Source organism: Devosia psychrophila (assembly GCF_000971275.1).
Taxonomy (GTDB): domain Bacteria; phylum Pseudomonadota; class Alphaproteobacteria; order Rhizobiales; family Devosiaceae; genus Devosia; species Devosia psychrophila.
In genome coordinates, this window is record NZ_LAPV01000009.1 from 160383 (window position 1) to 176371 (window position 15989).

At 61.3% G+C, this 15989-nt stretch carries 20 protein-coding genes, 1 tRNA gene and 1 pseudogene; 9 read left to right on the forward strand and 13 right to left on the reverse strand.

Going from position 1 to position 15989, the window contains the following annotated elements:
• Window positions 1-108: 108 nt before the first annotated feature.
• From WH91_RS01080 to WH91_RS01110, 7 genes are all read right to left on the reverse strand, one after another.
• Window positions 109-342 carry a BRO-N domain-containing protein gene (locus WH91_RS01080; RefSeq protein ID WP_046169145.1) on the reverse strand — a complete coding sequence of 78 codons (234 nt, stop codon included), beginning with the start codon at window positions 340-342 and terminating at the stop codon, window positions 109-111.
• A 145-nt stretch (window positions 343-487) separates the two neighbouring features.
• Window positions 488-1225: a DUF3102 domain-containing protein gene (locus WH91_RS01085; RefSeq protein ID WP_046169146.1), complete on the reverse strand. Its 738-nt coding sequence runs from the start codon at window positions 1223-1225 to the stop codon at window positions 488-490.
• A gap of 147 nt (window positions 1226-1372) precedes the next feature.
• Window positions 1373-1585, reverse strand: coding sequence for a hypothetical protein (locus WH91_RS01090; RefSeq protein ID WP_143078009.1), 213 nt, complete (start codon window positions 1583-1585; stop codon window positions 1373-1375).
• 5 nt (window positions 1586-1590) lie between these two features.
• Window positions 1591-1845 carry a hypothetical protein gene (locus tag WH91_RS01095; RefSeq protein WP_046169148.1) on the reverse strand — a complete coding sequence of 85 codons (255 nt, stop codon included), beginning with the start codon at window positions 1843-1845 and terminating at the stop codon, window positions 1591-1593.
• Between the two features lie 153 nt (window positions 1846-1998).
• Window positions 1999-3612, reverse strand: coding sequence for a site-specific integrase (locus WH91_RS22285; protein WP_052952509.1), 1614 nt, complete (start codon window positions 3610-3612; stop codon window positions 1999-2001).
• 85 nt (window positions 3613-3697) lie between these two features.
• Window positions 3698-3784, reverse strand: a tRNA-Leu gene (locus tag WH91_RS01105).
• A gap of 250 nt (window positions 3785-4034) precedes the next feature.
• The gene (locus WH91_RS01110; RefSeq protein WP_046169149.1) at window positions 4035-4268 is read right to left on the reverse strand and encodes a FliM/FliN family flagellar motor switch protein; all 234 of its coding nucleotides are present in this window, start codon (window positions 4266-4268) and stop codon (window positions 4035-4037) included.
• Between the two features lie 80 nt (window positions 4269-4348).
• On the opposite strand from WH91_RS01110, the gene lipB reads away from it, so the two are divergent.
• Window positions 4349-5107 (forward strand): lipoyl(octanoyl) transferase LipB, encoded by a 759-nt coding sequence (lipB, locus tag WH91_RS01115; protein ID WP_143078010.1) that lies wholly within the window; start codon window positions 4349-4351, stop codon window positions 5105-5107.
• A gap of 32 nt (window positions 5108-5139) precedes the next feature.
• A complete protein-coding gene (locus WH91_RS22290) occupies window positions 5140-5664 on the forward strand; it encodes a DUF4282 domain-containing protein (protein WP_052952510.1) in 525 nt (174 codons plus the stop codon).
• A gap of 227 nt (window positions 5665-5891) precedes the next feature.
• Here the strand turns inward: WH91_RS22290 and WH91_RS01125 are convergent, their stop codons facing one another.
• Window positions 5892-6269 carry a DoxX family protein gene (locus WH91_RS01125; RefSeq protein ID WP_046169150.1) on the reverse strand — a complete coding sequence of 126 codons (378 nt, stop codon included), beginning with the start codon at window positions 6267-6269 and terminating at the stop codon, window positions 5892-5894.
• A gap of 256 nt (window positions 6270-6525) precedes the next feature.
• Here WH91_RS01125 and rimO point away from each other — a divergent pair, with 256 nt between their 5' ends.
• From rimO to cysW, 4 genes are all read left to right on the forward strand, one after another.
• Window positions 6526-7857: a 30S ribosomal protein S12 methylthiotransferase RimO gene (gene rimO / locus WH91_RS01130; RefSeq protein WP_046169151.1), complete on the forward strand. Its 1332-nt coding sequence runs from the start codon at window positions 6526-6528 to the stop codon at window positions 7855-7857.
• A gap of 234 nt (window positions 7858-8091) precedes the next feature.
• Window positions 8092-9075 (forward strand): sulfate ABC transporter substrate-binding protein, encoded by a 984-nt coding sequence (locus WH91_RS01135; protein ID WP_046169152.1) that lies wholly within the window; start codon window positions 8092-8094, stop codon window positions 9073-9075.
• Between the two features lie 113 nt (window positions 9076-9188).
• Entirely contained in the window at window positions 9189-10025 is an 837-nt protein-coding gene (cysT, locus tag WH91_RS01140; RefSeq protein WP_046169153.1) for a sulfate ABC transporter permease subunit CysT, read from the forward strand.
• Window positions 10025-10843: a sulfate ABC transporter permease subunit CysW gene (gene cysW, locus WH91_RS01145; protein WP_046169154.1), complete on the forward strand. Its 819-nt coding sequence runs from the start codon at window positions 10025-10027 to the stop codon at window positions 10841-10843. Before cysT ends, cysW begins: the two co-directional genes overlap by 1 nt.
• A gap of 65 nt (window positions 10844-10908) precedes the next feature.
• Here the strand turns inward: cysW and WH91_RS23990 are convergent, their stop codons facing one another.
• Entirely contained in the window at window positions 10909-11208 is a 300-nt protein-coding gene (locus tag WH91_RS23990; RefSeq protein ID WP_046169155.1) for a hypothetical protein, read from the reverse strand.
• A 127-nt stretch (window positions 11209-11335) separates the two neighbouring features.
• Between WH91_RS23990 and WH91_RS01155 the strand changes: the two genes are divergently transcribed.
• The gene (locus WH91_RS01155; RefSeq protein ID WP_046169156.1) at window positions 11336-11911 is read left to right on the forward strand and encodes a 5'-methylthioadenosine/S-adenosylhomocysteine nucleosidase; all 576 of its coding nucleotides are present in this window, start codon (window positions 11336-11338) and stop codon (window positions 11909-11911) included.
• On the opposite strand, the gene WH91_RS01160 is transcribed toward WH91_RS01155, so the two are convergent.
• Complete coding sequence (locus WH91_RS01160) at window positions 11902-12234, reverse strand: hypothetical protein (RefSeq protein WP_046169157.1); 333 nt, start codon at window positions 12232-12234, stop codon at window positions 11902-11904. The genes WH91_RS01155 and WH91_RS01160 overlap by 10 nt on opposite strands.
• A gap of 184 nt (window positions 12235-12418) precedes the next feature.
• Here WH91_RS01160 and WH91_RS01165 point away from each other — a divergent pair, with 184 nt between their 5' ends.
• Together WH91_RS01165 and WH91_RS01170 are read left to right on the forward strand one after the other, a co-directional pair.
• A complete protein-coding gene (locus tag WH91_RS01165; protein ID WP_046169158.1) occupies window positions 12419-12751 on the forward strand; it encodes a hypothetical protein in 333 nt (110 codons plus the stop codon).
• 191 nt (window positions 12752-12942) lie between these two features.
• Window positions 12943-13308 (forward strand): annotated as a pseudogene (locus WH91_RS01170) (cell wall hydrolase); the annotation flags it as partial.
• Window positions 13309-13411: 103 nt separating this feature from the next.
• On the opposite strand, the gene WH91_RS01175 reads toward WH91_RS01170, so the two are convergent.
• The 3 genes from WH91_RS01175 to fliK form a co-directional block, all read right to left on the reverse strand.
• Window positions 13412-13963: a DUF2076 domain-containing protein gene (locus tag WH91_RS01175; protein ID WP_046169160.1), complete on the reverse strand. Its 552-nt coding sequence runs from the start codon at window positions 13961-13963 to the stop codon at window positions 13412-13414.
• A gap of 133 nt (window positions 13964-14096) precedes the next feature.
• Window positions 14097-14369, reverse strand: coding sequence for an EscU/YscU/HrcU family type III secretion system export apparatus switch protein (locus WH91_RS01180; RefSeq protein WP_046169161.1), 273 nt, complete (start codon window positions 14367-14369; stop codon window positions 14097-14099).
• Window positions 14366-15979: a flagellar hook-length control protein FliK gene (fliK, locus tag WH91_RS01185; RefSeq protein WP_143078011.1), complete on the reverse strand. Its 1614-nt coding sequence runs from the start codon at window positions 15977-15979 to the stop codon at window positions 14366-14368. Before fliK ends, WH91_RS01180 begins: the two co-directional genes overlap by 4 nt.
• Window positions 15980-15989: the final 10 nt, after the last annotated feature.

A 15989-nucleotide genomic window follows, 5' to 3' on the forward strand; every position in this document is an offset into this window, starting at 1 on the left:
TAACGGCGTGCGGAAGCCGTCCCCTGCCAGTGGTGGCGAGAGGTTGGCGACGGTCAATGATTTTGGGAAGGTAGAAAGGAGGCAGGGGGGCCAAGTGGCTAGGCTAGTTCAGCCCTTAAAGGCTGCGCTGTTGCGCATGGTGGGAAGGACTTCATTCTCCAGCCATGCTTCCATCTGGCGAGCGCGTGGGGTGTCAGAGGTGGCTAGGAACTTGCGCATGCCTTGTTCGGTAAAGCACATGTGCAACTGGTCGCCAGGCTCATCCGGGAGCGGCATATAGGCGTAGTCATCGCCTTTAGTCAGAGTGGCGATAAAGGCGGGGAGGTCGAAGGTCTCGGTCATGAAAATCCATGTGGCAGTGTGGCAGGGTGGTGGGGGCGGCGAAGGCTGGCCAATAACGGCTTGTAGCTCCTTAGGTGGGGGGTGGAAGGTTTGCTTCAGTTCCGTCCAGTTTCCACGTTAGAACCACAGTTTTAATTCTACCGATCTAGGGCTGCTCAAGCTGGACGTAGGCGTCTGCCAACATCTCAATCAGCTCGGTCCTGGAGTGCGCACTAAACTCAGCGCGAAGCTCGGCTTTACGGGTCAACATCTGCTGGAGTTGGGCTTCCAGTGCAGTGAGGCGTTCTTCAGTGGCCTGGAGCTTGGTCACAGCCTCAGCGGCCACCCTCTCGGCAGCGACCTGGAAGGATGAGAGGTGGGCATCAGGGAGGAGTGCCTCAGCAGTTGCCACGGCCTCCTCAGCGGAAATACCGAAGGCGTCCTTCGCCCACCCAGCCAGCTTGTTGGAAGCTATGGCGCTCTCGTTGGGGGTTGCTCTGACCACCATGGCCTGGAGCTTGAGGACGTACTCAGCATCCGTCTGGTCCATGGCTGGCTTGGCTGGGGTCGGAGATGGCTTGCGAGGCGTGGCGTTGGCTTCGAGGAAGCTATCAATGCCACCCTCAAAGGTATCGGGGTCGATACTTTTGGTGAGCCGTGCCACCTGCATGTACTTGGCAGCGCGGGGGTAACTGCACCGGCAATGTACCTCGACCCAAGACTTGAACTCCCCATGCTTGACCAGCTTCTTAGCCGCGATCAGCGCATCACCCGCCCGGCCCGCTTCAAGCAGCATGGAACGGGCGTGGAACGTTACCTGGTGGTGGGCGTCGTTGACCTCGGTGGCCAGGAAGGGAAGGTTGATGACGTGGATGAGGGAGGTCTTAGCGGACATCGTGAGCATAGTCAGTTCCGGGTTTCATTGGGCAGGCTGGGCCACCGTCGCTGACGGTTTGTGAGGTCTAGAATGGGTGGTAATCGAAAAGCCCAGCATTTCCGGGCCTTTCGTGTTTTGCAGAAAGTGGGCTCAAATCGGGCTAAAATGCTGTGCCTACATCCCGCCCATCGCGTCGAAGACTGAGAACCCAGCCCAAGCCGCTGCGAACCAGCAGACCACCTGGATGACGCCCTTCCACGGTTGGAGACCAAACAGCAGCCGCCCCAGGTTGCCCATTCCCCGACCAATGCCCTGCGCGACTGCCGCCACAAGTGACAGCCCAAGCCACGTCCCGAGGCCAGCGATGACCGCGATAAACATTGTCATGGCGCTCACTGCCCCGCTGCGGGTTCGATGCAGAACACGCCCTGAAGCCGTCCGGCGAAGAACTCCCATTGCGCTGGGCCAGCCTCATGGCCAAAGCCAACGTTGATGTCGCGCCACTCGAACCACATGCTCAGGTGGGTGAAGGGGACCAGTAGATAGACGCCATTCGATGAGCCACCGATGCCGTTGAACCAGTGCTTTGAGACGGCCTCTCGGATGTCGAGAGCGATATTGTGAGCCGAAGAGAATAGACCGCGCATAGAGATAGCCCCGTGGTTCTCGTGATCTGCCGCCCGGTGTCGGGCAGGCGTGGAGGAACAGCCCCCAGGGAGGCGCACAGGCCGTGTCGATGGTTGGAGCAGAGAATGCCCTACCGCCGTGACAAAGCCGCCTATGCGCCCGCCAAGGGGTTGTTAGGGCGTGTCCACGGGGTAGCGCGGAAACGTCTTGATGGCCTCAGCCAAATCTTCGAGGTCAGGGGGTTCATAGTGACGACCAACCTTAGGGTCACTGTGGCCGCAAAACGCGTCACGGATGCGCTCTTCTATCTTGGCCTTGGCAGCACGCCGTCTGAATGTATGCCGCCACCCGTGGTTTGGGCCTACCCCAGGGTCAGTGACGCCGAGCTTACGCACCCAGTCCGCCAGTTTTTGCCGCAGTTGCACGTAGGGAGGCCGGGGCGGATTGAGGGGGTCAATCTTCTGGTTCGGCCTAGGAGCAGTATGGCCGTAAAAGAGGGGGCCGGGCTTGGCCGCTTGCACGAAGTCGATGAAGCCCTGTTCGATTAGGTGGTCATGCAAGACGACGAGCCTGGGCATGGAGCCCTTCACCGTTCCTGCATCAGGGGTGATGCTTAAGACCCAGAAGCCATCCTTGTGCTGCTCAATGTCCTGCTTACGGAGCTGCGTCATCTCGCCAGACCGGGCGCCCGTATAGGCGCATAGCCACGGAACCCAACGAACCGCTGCTCGGAAATGCTCCTTTGTCTTGACCCCGAGCGGGCGCGTTGTGGCCTTAAGGATGGTCTCTGCATCCTCATCTTTGAACTTGCTCTTGGTTGGACCGGAACGAGCGACCGCCACCTTCACATCGACAAAAGGGTTGTTGGTTAGCTTCTTCTGCTTCTTGACCCAGTTGAAAACTGTGCGAGCAGCCGTCAGCCAGACCTCATTGATTGTTCTGCCTCCTGCCTTTGTCCCAGTGAGCTTATCCTTCCACTGGACAGCTTCGTCGTCTGTCATCAGGGCAACGTCACGGCCATCAAGGAAAGTGTTGAGGTCCATGAACACCACACGCCAGCGGTTCACAGTTGCGGTCGCTGGCTGGCGCTCCTTGACCCACGCCTCAAACGCGCCCCAAGCGTTCCATCCAGCCAACTTGACGTTGCCAGTGATCGTGGTGGCGGCCTGAACAGGGAACTTCATCCGATGCGTGTCAGGAGCAAAGTTACCTTCGGCCTGACGGCGCAGGAGCGCCATGGCCACGACAAGGTCTTGCTCAAGTGTATTTAGAAGGTTGTCCTGACTTGCACCGTCGAGCTTCAATCCGGCTTCAGCAAGGAACGAAGGCAGCCGGGAAAGCTCAGTGACCTTGGCCAGCACCCTGGGCCGATACCAGGCAGGGACTCCCTCCGGGTCTTCGCCTACACCGCCAACGGCTTCCGTCAGATTTTGGTATTGCTCGTGATGGTGGTCCCAGACCTCAGCGGTCTGCGGGTTCGCTGCATGCTGGGCAATAAACCAGTCGTACCATCGACCTACCAGGACATGCAGTTCGCGATGGGAAAGGATTATGGCCTCGCCAGCCTGTGACGACCGGAGCGAAGCGATTCGCCCCTCTACGTCAGCCAGCCACTGGCCGAACTCTGCTTTGGCACTGCCTTGAGATAAATCGGAGCGACGAAAGCGCTCTTCCTGCCGAACGCCATAGGCGCGTTGATAGGCGTCCCTGACATCGATCGGGATGACTTTACGGGAGAACCAGTCGCCGTTTTTGGCTCGGGTGAGGTTTGGCATGAGGATGGCCACTTGTAGCGCCCTTTGTAGTGGGTGGGCTGCTACAAGTGCCTGTAATCCTTCAACTCTTTGGCCCCGCTGAGATAACGGGAGAGTTTGGTGCGGTCGAGAAGACTCGAACTTCCACGCCCTTTCGGGCACAGCGACCTCAACGCTGCGCGTCTACCAATTCCGCCACGACCGCATTTTAGGTAGAGCCTCAACCCGAGGGGTCGAAGCGATTGGGGATGTAGCAAAGGTCTCCCGGAACCTCAAGCGCTTAAATCGAGATTTCCCAACTGAAGCCCGTGGGGAGCACTAGATGTGCCGGCTAATCGTTCAGGCTGAGCCGAAAGGCGTCGCTTTCGAGAGCCGGAGCGGAGCGTACGTCAGGTACGTGAGCGCCAGAAGCGCAGCGCGGCTTGCAGATCAGCCTCACTTGAAAGGCGCAGTGCCTAGCCGCGGCGGAAAATCTTCTCCGTTATCTGCACCCGCAAGTGGCCGTCTTCGACGCTGACCTCGCCGTGGGCGATCAGCGTGTTATTGGCGTAGATGTTGAGCGGATCGTCTTCTGTGGCATCAAGCTCGATCACCGCGCCGCGGCCCATGCGCAGCAAATGGTGGATCGGCATGGTCGTGGCGCCGAGTTCGACCGTGATGTCCACTTCAATATTGTCTAATGTGTTCATAGATAAGTATGGAACCCCGACGCGGCCGCCATGATGCGACTGCTGAATCTGTTGCAGGTAACTCTCTGGCTAGTATGGTTATGGAAACGTTAACAAACGGCGATGACGGATGCGAAACCAGTAACAAACTGGCACGCATCGACGCCCGCCCGGTGCAATGGATCATTTCGCCTGAACCCGTACCCTACCCTGTCGCGCTCGACGCCATGAAGGCCAGGGCCGCCGCCATAGCTGCCGGCGAAGCCGAGGAAGCCATCTGGCTGATCGAACATCCGCCGCTCTACACAGCTGGCACCTCGGCGGTGGCAGCGGACCTGCTGTCGGATCGCTTCCCAGTCTATGACGCCGGGCGTGGCGGGCAATACACCTATCACGGCCCCGGCCAGCGCGTGGCCTATGTCATGCTCGACCTAACCCAGCGCGGCCGCGATATCCGTTGTCTGGTCAAAGGTCTGGAAGGCTGGATCATCGACACCCTCGCTGCCTACAACATCACCGGCGAGCGTCGCGACGGCCGTATCGGCGTCTGGGTGCAGCGTCCTGACAAGGGCATGCTCAAGGAAGACAAGATCGCCGCCATTGGCGTCCGCGTCTCCAAATGGGTAACCTTTCATGGCATTTCGCTCAACGTAATGCCCGACCTCACGCACTATGACGGCATTGTCCCATGCGGCATTTCCGACCAGGGCGTCACCAGCTTTGAGGATCTCGGCCAGCTGGTCTCCATGCCTGAGGTCGATTCGGTCCTGCGCTCGACATTCGAGCGCCGCTTCGGACCCACCATTTCCGCAAGTGAGGAAAGCCTTGTCAGCACTGGCCCGCGTAGCCTAGTTGCGTAACACTGCATTGCATTGGCGCCTTGGAGGACACTATGACGCTCGATGATCTGAAACGCCTGTTTACCCGCCAGACGCTGTTCCGGCTTGACGCGATCCTATCGCCGAAGCTGGTGCCGATCCTTTACGCGCTCGGCCTTGCGGCTATTCTGCTCTGGGCCGTTAGCCACCTGTTCTGGAGCTTTGGCTTTGGTTTTGGCACCGGGCTGTGGGGCCTGCTGGAAATCCTGGTGTTTGGCCTGCTGTCGTTTGTCGGCCTGCGCATCGCCAGCGAAGCGCTGCTGGTCTGGTTCAAGACCCATGAGGCCAGCGGCGAGACGGTCAACCGCTCACGCTATTCGGCCTCGCTGCTCGACGAAGTCCGCGACGCCATCCGCGACCTTGCCGAAGAAGGCAGCGACGATCTCGACTATGCCGAAGCCGACGAATACATCACCCCGGCCACCGAGCCTTTTCCTTACGTGGCGCCTGACGCACCCCGCGGACCAGCCACCACCTCCGGCGAAGTCTTCGCCAAACCCCGCCGCACCGCCAAGCGTACGCCACCGCCAAAAGTGTGAGGTGGAGAGGGGCGTGGGGGCTGGCCACGACATGGCCCAGCCACCGGCGTCTCCCCCGGACTTGTTTCGGGGGTCACTCACCATACGGCGCTCGCTGACAAAGACCCGCGGATCAAGTCCGCGGGAGGCGCCGGTGGACATGGGCGCATCTCATTTAACCCACCCGCCCAAACAAAAAAGGCCGCCAGAACCTCAGTTCCGGCGGCCTTTTTCATTTGATCGACAGACTACTTCTTGTTGAGGCTCCAGGCACCCGGGCCGGAAAAGACCAGGTACAGGAACACGAAGCAGAACAGGATGGCGGCGTCGCCACCATTGTTGGTGGGGAAGGTGTTCATCGGCGCATGAACCATGAAGTAGGCGACGGCCATGGTGCCCGAGGCCACGAAAGCGGCCGGACGGGTGAAGAAGCCAAGAATGATCAGGATGCTGGTGATGATCTCGATGATGCCGCCGAGGCCGAACAGGCTGATCAGCGGGGGTTGCATATCGGTTGCGGGGAAGCCGAGAACCTTCTGCAAGCCGTGCAGCAGGAACAGCAGCGCAGTGACGATGCGCAGCACGGCGAGGGCCTGCGGCGCGTAGGCGGAGAGACGATCGAACATGGTTTGGCTCCTCTGAGCACGGGGACGCTGCGCCAGCTCAATGGGCGCAATTGCGAAATCCCCATTAAAGCAAACGTTTGCACCTGAAAACCGATAGTAATGCAAATGCACTGTTCATGAAACTGAACATTCAAGCCCACGGGCCCGCCGCAATCGGCAGCCCAGCCCCGCGTCGCGTGGGAGGCAGTCACATTGCGTAACCGTCAAACTTTCTGTATGACGCCCGCAACCACCCACATTGGAATTCAAAGCTCACATGAGCCAAGCGCCAAAAATTGGCCTCGTCAGCCTCGGCTGCCCCAAAGCCCTCGTCGATAGCGAACGCATCATGTCGACACTGCGCGCCCAGGGCTACTCGTTCAGCCGCGACTATGCCGGCGCCGATATAGTCCTCGTCAACACCTGCGGTTTCCTCGATTCGGCCAAACAGGAATCGCTCGAAGCAATCGGCGAAGCCCTGGCCGAAAACGGCCGCGTCATCGTCACCGGCTGTCTCGGCGTCGAAGAAGAGCTGATCCGCAAGACGCATCCGTCAGTGCTCGCCATCTCCGGCCCGCATCAATATGAGAACGTCGTCAACGCCGTGCATGAGCACCTGCCGCCGGTTCCCAATAAATTTCTCGACCTGGTCCCGGAACAGGGCCTCAAGCTAACTCCGCGCCATTACGCCTATCTGAAGATTTCCGAAGGCTGCAACAATCGCTGCTCCTTCTGCATCATTCCCCAGATCCGCGGCGATCTCGCATCGCGTCCGGCTGCCGGCATTCTGGGTGAGGCCGAGGGCCTCGTCCGCAATGGCGTCAAGGAACTGTTGGTAATCAGCCAGGATACCAGCGCCTATGGCGTCGATATCAAATATGCCGAAAGCAATTACCGCGGCCGTCCGGTCAAGGCCAAGTTCTATGACCTTGCCAAGGAACTAGGCCAGTTCGGTGCCTGGGTCCGCCTGCACTATGTCTACCCCTACCCCCACGTCGACGCGATCATGGAACTGATGTCCGACGGCCTCGTGCTGCCCTATCTCGACATTCCCTTCCAGCACGCTTCGCCCTCGGTGCTGAAGGCCATGCGCCGCCCGGCCCATCAGGAAAAGACCCTGAACCGCATCCTGAGCTGGAAGAGCCAGGTGCCGGACCTCACCGTCCGCTCCAACTTCATCGTCGGCTTCCCCGGCGAAACCGAAGACGACTTCGAGATGATGCTCGACTTCATCGAGGAAGCCGAAATCGACCGCGCCGGCTGCTTCAAGTATGAGCCCGTCACCGGTGCCCCGGCCAACGAACTCGAAGGCATCGTGCCCGACGACGTGGCGCAGGATCGCTGGGAACGCCTGATGGAAGTCGCCCAGAACGTCTCCGCCGGCCAGCTGGCCAAGAAGGTCGGCCGCACTATCCAGGTGCTGGTCGATGACGTGCAGCCCGAGCTGAACAAGGCTATCGCCCGCTCCAAGTGGGACGCTCCCGAAATCGACGGCCAGGTGGTGATTTCCAACGCCGCCGGCATCAAGCCCGGTGACATGCTCGACGTGCTGGTCACCGACAGCGACGAATACGACCTGTTCGCCGAACCGGTCAAAGCGCTGCACTGATAGTCAAGGCGAGGTCTCGGACTCAATCTGCAAAGGCGTCGCATCCGCGGCGCCTTTTGCTTGCCGGCCGCGGAACAAAATCCCTCCTCTCGACCTTCCCGCGCAACACCATCACCATCACCCTGCCAAGCGGTAAATTACCCTTCCCAAACAGCGCTTTGACGCTGGACGATGATGCAAACCTCATTGCATCTCGACCCAACGTAACTTCTACCGTTGGGAACCAGCGTCACCATGAACAAGCTTCTTGCCACCGCCGTCGTGGCCGTCGTCCTCGGCACCAGCCCGGTCTTTGCCCAGCCGACCGATATCCTCAACGCGTCCTATGACATTGCCCGCGAGCTGTTCGAGGCTGAAAACGCCGCCTACGCCGCGTCCGGCGCTGCGGTGACCGTCAACCAGTCCCACGCCGGCTCCTCGGCCCAGGCCCGCGCCGTGCTCGAAGGCCTCGCCGCCGACGTCGTGACCTTCAACCAGGTCACCGACATCGACAAGCTGGTCGATGGCGGTTTCGTCTCCGACGATTGGGTATCCGAATTTCCCAACAATGCCGCGCCGTTCTATTCTTTCCCGGCCTTCCTCGTCCGCGCCGGCAATCCCAAGGGTATCAGCGACTGGGGCGATCTCGCTGACGACGGCGTCCAAGTGATCTTTCCCAATCCCAAGACCTCTGGAAATGGCCGCTACACTTACCTGGCCGCCCGCGCCTGGGCGATCGAGGAGTATGCCGGCGACGAAGCCAAGATCGAAGAATTCCTCATCAAGCTGTTCGCCAACGTCCCGGTGTTCGAGACCGGCGGCCGCGCTGCCACTACCGCCTTCACCGAACGCCAGCTTGGCGACGTGCTGGTCAGCTTCGAGGCCGAAGTGCTGAGCGTGCGCAAGCAGCTGGGCGCCGACAAGTATGACGCAGTCACTCCCTCGGTCAGCTTCCTGTCCGAATTCCCCGTCGCCATCGTCGACAAGGTCGTCGATGCCCGTGGCAGCCGTGATCTGGCCAAGTCCTATCTCGATTTCCTGTTTACCCCCGAAGGCCAGGAAGTCGCCGCCGCCAATTTCCACCGCCCCTATGACGATAAGGTTCTTGCCGCCCACGCCGCCGACTTCCCCGAAGTTCGCCTCGTGACCGTAGATGAGGCCTTCGGCGGCTGGGACAAGGTTTCGGCCGAGCACTTCGCCGATGGCGGCCTGCTCGACAAGGTCTTCCTCAATCAATAGAGCCACATGCTCGGTGTCACCCCGGCTCAAGGCCGGGATGACACCTCAGGTGTTACGGCATCTGAATTGACCAACCGGCGGGCAGCAATGTCCGCCCATCTGCGTGAGGTCTTATGGCATCGAAACGTTCCAAGCACCTGCTGCCCGGCTTCGGGCTGACGCTTGGCGTGTCCATGCTCTACATCACCATCATCATCGTGCTGCCGCTGCTAGCCATGCTGCTTAAGGTCGGTGGCATGGGCTGGGAAGAGTTCTGGCGCATCGTCGCCTCCAATCGCTCGCTCGCTGCCTATCGCATCACCTTCAGCTCGGCCTTCATCGCCACCATCTTCAATGGCGTGTTCGGCCTGCTGCTGGCTTGGGTGCTGACCCGGTACAGCTTCCCCGGCAAGCGCATCCTCGACGCCCTGGTCGACCTGCCCTTCGCCCTGCCGACCGCCGTTGCCGGTCTCGTGCTGGTTACTCTGTTTGCGCCGACCGGCTGGTATGGCCAGTTCATCGAACCCAACGGCTTCAAGGTCAACTATACGCAAGCCGGCATCATCATCGCCATGACCTTCACCTCGATCCCCTTCGTGGTCCGCACGGTCCAGCCGGTGCTCGAAGAAATCCAGGTCGACCTCGAGGAAGCCGCAAAAACCCTCGGCGCCACGCCGTGGCAGGTGTTCTCCCGCATCATCTGGCCCACCATCCTGCCCGCCTTCATGGCCGGCTGCGTGCTGTCCTTTGCCCGTTCGCTGGGCGAGTTCGGCGCCGTGGTGTTCATCGCCGGAAACCTGCCCGGTAAAACCGAGATCGTCTCGTTACTGATCTTCATCCGCATCGACGAATACAATTATGAAGGCGCCGCCGCCTTGGCCTTCGTCCTGCTTGTGGCCGCCTTTAGCCTCCTGCTGCTGACCAACGCCTTGCAATCCTGGCAAGTCCGCTACGCCGATCGGAGCCGTTAATGACCACCACAACGGCAACCCGCTCCCCTGCCGAAATCACCCTGATAACCTTGGCCTTCGTCTTCGCCGCGGCCCTGCTGGTGGTCCCGCTCGCCGTCATCTTCGCCTTCGCCCTGCGCGAGGGCCTTGGCGTCTATCTGGCAAACATTGCCGAACCCAGCACAGTCCACGCCATCGGCCTCACGATTTTGACCGCGCTCATCGTGGTCCCGATCAATATCGTGGTCGGCATCTGCGTCGCCTGGCTGGTCACCCGGTTCAGATTCCCCGGCCGGCAGGTGCTGATCACATTCATCGAGCTGCCCGCCGCCGTCAGCCCTATCGTGGCCGGCACGGTCTATCTGTTCCTCTACGGCGGCCAGGGCTTGCTCGGCCCGGTGCTGCAAGGCGCCGGCATCCAGCTGATGTTCACCGTCACGGCGATCATCCTGGTCAGCCTGTTCGTCACCGCGCCCTTCGTTGCCCGCGAACTGATCCCGCTGATGCAGCAACAGGGCACCGAGGACGAGGAAGCAGCGCTGTCGCTCGGCGCCAATGGCTGGCAGATGTTCTGGTTTGTTACCCTGCCCAACATCCGCTGGGCCATCCTTTACGGCGCTATCCTGACCAACGCTCGCGTCATGGGGGAGTTCGGCGCGGTCTCGGTGGTCTCCGGCTCGATCCGCGGCCAGACCAATACCCTGCCCTTGCAGATCAGCCAGCTCTTCAACGATTTCAACGTCACCGGCTCCTTCGCTGCCGCCTCGACGCTGGCGCTGATGGCCGTGCTGACGCTGATCCTCAAATCCAGCCTCGAAGCAAAGGGCGGCTGGCGGTAGCGGCCCAAATACCCAGAGGGCCCTCGCGCCGACTCCACCATAGAGCGATTTGGTCTTCCGCCGGGCTAACGCCCAAGCATGCGCGGCCAATAGACGTCGCTATCGAAGTCATCCGGGATCGGCGAGAGGCGCGCGATGGCCACGGCGGCAAATTCGACCTGCATGGCAAAATGACGGATATCGTCAGGCATTGGCTGGCCGGTGATGAATTCACGCGTGCGCCACTCATTGAGCTTGCAGGATCGGAGGCGTCGACGGGCTTCGGCTTCTACATCCTCGACGAGAATTGACGCCTGAAGAGAGTTAGTGTTGCGCCACGCAGGCTCAGTCCATTCCCTGCTACCTTCGATTACCTCGAAACGCACTTCGGTCCCCTGAACCTGCGACGGCCCCTGCGGCGCGTCGCTGCTGTCATCAGATTGTCACGCAGCCCTTACCGAACCGGTAACGCGGCGGCTTCGCAAGGCCAAACTCCATGCTAGAGATGCACGCATGACCATCCTGTATGTCATGGCTGCACAGCCCGAATATGGTCCGCACCTGCGGGCGCGGATCAACCCGTTGATGACCGGTGTTGGACCGGTGGAAGCGGCCATTGCGGTAACGCGCGCGCTGGCGACGGGTCCCTTGCCCGCCCTGGTGGTATCGCTTGGCTCCGCCGGGTCGCGAGTGCTGGAACAGTGCGGTGTGTATCAGGCGAGCAGCGTTTCCTATCGTGACATGGACGCTTCAGCGCTCGGGCTTTCCAAGGGGCAAACGCCGTTTCTCGACCTGCCGCCTGTGCTACCGCTGCAGACTTTAGTGGGGTTGCCGACCGCGACGTTGTCCACGGGCGCCAATGTCGTTTCCGGCGCCGCATATGATGGCATCGAAGCCAAGATGGTGGATATGGAAACCTATGCCGTGCTGCGGGCCTGCCAAGGGTTTGGCGTTCCCCTGCTGGCCCTACGCGGCATTTCGGATGGTACAAATGAGCTTGGACACGTGGATGACTGGACGCGGTATCTGCAGATTATCGACGAGAAGTTGGCCGCTGCGGTTGATTTGATCGAGGCGGCTTACGGCTGATTGCTGGCCGCCTTTTTGTCGCGGCGGGCCCGGCTCCATGTGCTCCATTTGCGGGTGCCGCGGACAATAGCGGTGTTGACCGGGCCGCGCAGGTAGACGATGTCGATGGCCAGCAGCAGCAGGCCGAGCGGCAGCATCCAGATGCCCAGCACGGGCAGGAAGCTAAAGATTCCACCGAAAACCAGCAGAATACCCAGCGGAATTCGGATCAGTCGCGCTCCGGGCTGACGGATACGCTCCAGCAAGCGCGCGGCTGCTTGGGGAATACGCTTCTGCAAGCGGTCGAACTGGCGATTGAGGCGGGCGTGGCTCTTGGTTGCCATAGTCTTGTCCCCTCTGGTGATCATCCAAATTGCATCTGGTGAGACATTAGCGTCTATCCAAGGGCAGCACGGTCACTTTTTCGCGGGAGGCCGCCGTGAATGCAAACCTTCAATGCGCTGGTTCTCGGAACTTACAGGGGCCAGCACGAGTTGAGCCGTCATTGAAACCATTTGGAGCGTCAACATGGCCATCTCGGCAAAACGTACAATCAGGGCTGCCCGCCAGGATGGCGAGGATATCACCGAAGCGCTGCTCGACCAGATAGCGGTGCTGCGCAGGGAAATCGCCGAGATCAGCGATGCCGTCAATGACTATAGCGGTCATGCCTTTAGCGACGTGCAGCACAATGCGGTAGCGCTGGCCAAGGAAGTGCGTCATCAGGGCTCTATCGCGCTACGCCAGGCCAACAAGCAGGCCCATGTCGCAGGCAAGGCCGTACAGGAAAATCCTATCCCGGTGATTGCCGTGCTGGGCACCATTGCACTCCTGTCAGCGCTTCTGTTTACCCGCGACTAATATTCATTGTTCGCTAACCGTTCGGGTGAAGCGAGCCTTAAGCCTATTGGGGCATTTCTAGTCAAACTTGCACAATTGCAACAGACTGGAGATGCCCCATGGCTCTTTCCAAAGCCCTTCTGCGTATCGCTGCATTGGCCGTCGTCGCGACGAGCTTGGGCGGTTGCAGTTTTCTCGGCATCAATTTCGGCATGGCGCAGCTCAGCGAAAAAGAATGCCTGATGCGCGCAATGTACTTCGAATCCAACCGCTCGAGCTCCGAAGGCATGCTGGCCGTCGGCACGGTCGTGATGAACCGGCTTTATGATGGCCGCTACCCGCGGTCTGTCTGCGGCGTCGTCGGACAGAAGAACCAGTTCGCCCAGGGCGTGCTGACCAAAAAAATGACTGACAGCGGCGCCGTTCTGGCCTCGCAAATGGCCGATCAGGTGTTGCGAGGCGCGCGGCATCCGGGCGTCGCCAATGCCCAGCATTTCCACACGGCCGGACTGCGCTTCCCCTACAACAACATGTATTACGTGCTTGAAGCGGGCGGCAACGAGTTCTACGAAAAGCGCAAGCCCGGCACCTTCTGAGCAGGGGTGCCCTGCTACTTCGCCTGCACCAACCTTCGGGTATAACGGGCACTGTTCGGCCCGTTCAACTGCCATCTAGTTTAGTTCAGAAATCACCGCCGACGTCGAAATCACCACCGCCCATGTCGTCGCCACCGGCGTCGATAGCTTGGTCATCAGGCGGATTGGCCTCATCGACGGGCGCAAGCTCTTCTGCTTGCGCACCGCCGGTGAACATGCCGGCGATGGCGCTGCCGAGTAGCACGCCGCCGGTAACGCCAAGTGCCGTCTGCGCTGCCCCCGCAAGAAAACCGCCGCCAGCGCCGCGACGATCATCGTCGCCCTGCGCGCGATCCCAGGGGCCGCGGTTCCGGGCCGGCTGGCGCTGTGGTTGCCTGTCGTCAAACACACCGCCGAGGAATCCACCGGACGGGCGCTGACTGGCTTCCAATTGCTCGATGCGCTCCTGTGCCTGCCGCAGGGCCTGTTCCTGGATCAGGATGGTTTGCGCCATGTAATACGGTGCCGGCGGATAGTCGCGCAGCCGCTGCTGGATCAGCACTTCGGCGTCGCCGTCCCGGGGCGGGCTTTTGCGGGCGACATCCACGATGCGATCGAACAGGCTGTCGATGGCCTGCTGGTCCTGGCTATTGGGCATGGTCTCACTCCCGCGCGACTAGTCACCAGCAACAAGTGGGAAATGGTGAGGAGTGTTGCAATACCGACCAGACCATTTGCGCAGCGCCTGCCCCGAATGGCCACGCTAGCCGATGGCTGACGAGTTTCTTGTGCTACCTGTTGCTGTTCACCCGCAGCACATAACCGATGACGATGGCCACGGCTTCATAGAGTTCGAGTGGAATGGTGTCGTCGATTTCGACGCCGGACAAAGCTTGGGCCAGCACCGGGTTGGTCTCGATGACGATGCCGTTTTCCTCCGCCAGCGCGACGATGCGTTCAGCCATCAGTCCACGGCCCTTGGCAATAATTTTGGGGGCCTCGCGGCTACCCTTCTCATATTGCAAGGCGATAGCGAGTGCGCGCGGCCTGATCTCGTCGCTCATGAGTGCGAATCTAAGAAATGGCCTGAAGGCGCCGGAGCGGCAGGCGGTTCGCCGCTGCGGACGATAACCGCGCCCAGCTTAAGATGTGCGGCATCCAAAGCTTCACGGAGCAGCGCCACTTCTTCATTCAGCGCAGCCGAGGCACCCGGCTCGCTGGCCCAGAGCATGACTCCGGTGGTGCCGGCGCGCAGCGACACCTGGGCGCCGACCTCTCCCATATTTGGCAGGTTGATGGCAAAGCGCATCTGCCAGCCGCGTTCGCTGACGGATTCACTCTCGCTGTGCTGGTCGCGATGGATCTGGAACTGCATCAGCGTCTGGTGCTGGCCGATCAGTACCGGCAAATCCATGCTCCAGTCGGCAGTTTTCACTGCAGGATCCGGCAGCGACGCGTGCTGAAGCAGGCGCGTCCGTGAAAGTGCCGACTCGGTGCGCTCCAGCAGATGCTTGCCGATCTCTTCTGGCGGCGCGTCGATATCAATGGGCGTCGGATCAGCTCCGCGTGCTCGGGGAATGCTGCCCCTAAGCGGGGGCGCGACCTGGGCTACGGCGGCCATTGGCGGCTGCTGGCCGAGCCATGTGGTCAATGTCTGCCGTAGGGTCAGCAGGGCGGACTTCATATCAGTCTGCGGCAGGGGCGTCTGGCCTTGAGCCAGCGACGCCTCCTGGAAAATGCCGGAACCCCGGACGGCGGCCTGCAAAGCAGCACCGTCGAACTTGGGGGCGTCGATGGCGATGCGGCCGGCCAGCACCTGCTGCGCGGCTTTGACGACCGGCTCGGGCAGCACGACCTTGCCGGCGAGGCTGGTCAAAGCAGTGGTGAGCGCGGTGACCGAGCCTTGCTGCAGTACGGCGGCATGGATCATCTGGGCCAGTGCGGCCTGCAGCGTGGTTGCCGGCGGCGTGGCGCTACCGGATAGCGCATTACTGGTCGGGCCACCGGCGGGCGCCGCTGCCAGGACGGGCCGAACGCTGCCCATTGTGGTCGTTGCGACTGAGGCCGGCTGTGGAGATGCCGTGGCGGCATGCGCAACGGCTGCCGGATTGGGGTTGGCGGCTGGTTGAGGATAGAGCGAGGGCGGGGCAGCCTGTGTCGCCGTGACGGCTGGCTGTGGCGGCACAGAGCTTGGGACAGACGCCTGCACCGTGGCAATCGGTGATGCCGTTGCAGTCAACGAGGCGCCTTGCGGTGCGGGGGCAGTCGGGGGCGCCGAGGCTGTATTCTGCGTGGCGACCGTCGCGTGCGCGGCAAGTGTCGGCGATGCCGGTGCCTGGGCCAAGGGCATCGGCACGGCAGCCTGCAATGGCAGCGCGGCGGGGGCGGGGCTGGCTGGCGTGGCCAGGGCCTCGGTCGCCGCCGCCTGCAAGGCGAGCTTCATCTGCTGGCCGGTGCCTTGCACCTGAAGCTGTATCGTCTCGCCCGCCTTCACAGCAACCGGCAACATCAGGTTAAGCAGTTGCCCGCGGATTTCGACCTGGGTGCCGCCGTTGGGCATGGTGCCAATGATCTTGGCATCCAGCATCTGGCCGGACTGCAACGTCAGCGCCTGCAACGTGCCGGTGCGGGCAGCCGGTATGGGTTGTGGCAGTTGCGAGGGGATCGTCGTCACGTTCCGAACC

Coding starts and splice junctions, on each gene's coding strand:
- WH91_RS01180 (WP_046169161.1), bottom strand. CDS start 14,369: ATGAGCGACGAGATCAGGCCGCGCGCACTCGCTATCGCCTTGCAATAT.
- cysW (WP_046169154.1), top strand. CDS start 10,025: ATGACCACCACAACGGCAACCCGCTCCCCTGCCGAAATCACCCTGATA.
- WH91_RS01110 (WP_046169149.1), bottom strand. CDS start 4,268: ATGAACACATTAGACAATATTGAAGTGGACATCACGGTCGAACTCGGC.
- WH91_RS01155 (WP_046169156.1), top strand. CDS start 11,336: ATGACCATCCTGTATGTCATGGCTGCACAGCCCGAATATGGTCCGCAC.
- WH91_RS01135 (WP_046169152.1), top strand. CDS start 8,092: ATGAACAAGCTTCTTGCCACCGCCGTCGTGGCCGTCGTCCTCGGCACC.
- WH91_RS01175 (WP_046169160.1), bottom strand. CDS start 13,963: ATGCCCAATAGCCAGGACCAGCAGGCCATCGACAGCCTGTTCGATCGC.
- WH91_RS01090 (WP_143078009.1), bottom strand. CDS start 1,585: ATGACAATGTTTATCGCGGTCATCGCTGGCCTCGGGACGTGGCTTGGG.
- WH91_RS22290 (WP_052952510.1), top strand. CDS start 5,140: ATGACGCTCGATGATCTGAAACGCCTGTTTACCCGCCAGACGCTGTTC.
- WH91_RS01095 (WP_046169148.1), bottom strand. CDS start 1,845: ATGCGCGGTCTATTCTCTTCGGCTCACAATATCGCTCTCGACATCCGA.
- WH91_RS01165 (WP_046169158.1), top strand. CDS start 12,419: ATGGCCATCTCGGCAAAACGTACAATCAGGGCTGCCCGCCAGGATGGC.
- lipB (WP_143078010.1), top strand. CDS start 4,349: ATGGAAACGTTAACAAACGGCGATGACGGATGCGAAACCAGTAACAAA.
- rimO (WP_046169151.1), top strand. CDS start 6,526: ATGAGCCAAGCGCCAAAAATTGGCCTCGTCAGCCTCGGCTGCCCCAAA.
- WH91_RS01080 (WP_046169145.1), bottom strand. CDS start 342: ATGACCGAGACCTTCGACCTCCCCGCCTTTATCGCCACTCTGACTAAA.
- cysT (WP_046169153.1), top strand. CDS start 9,189: ATGGCATCGAAACGTTCCAAGCACCTGCTGCCCGGCTTCGGGCTGACG.
- WH91_RS01160 (WP_046169157.1), bottom strand. CDS start 12,234: ATGGCAACCAAGAGCCACGCCCGCCTCAATCGCCAGTTCGACCGCTTG.
- WH91_RS01085 (WP_046169146.1), bottom strand. CDS start 1,225: ATGCTCACGATGTCCGCTAAGACCTCCCTCATCCACGTCATCAACCTT.
- WH91_RS01125 (WP_046169150.1), bottom strand. CDS start 6,269: ATGTTCGATCGTCTCTCCGCCTACGCGCCGCAGGCCCTCGCCGTGCTG.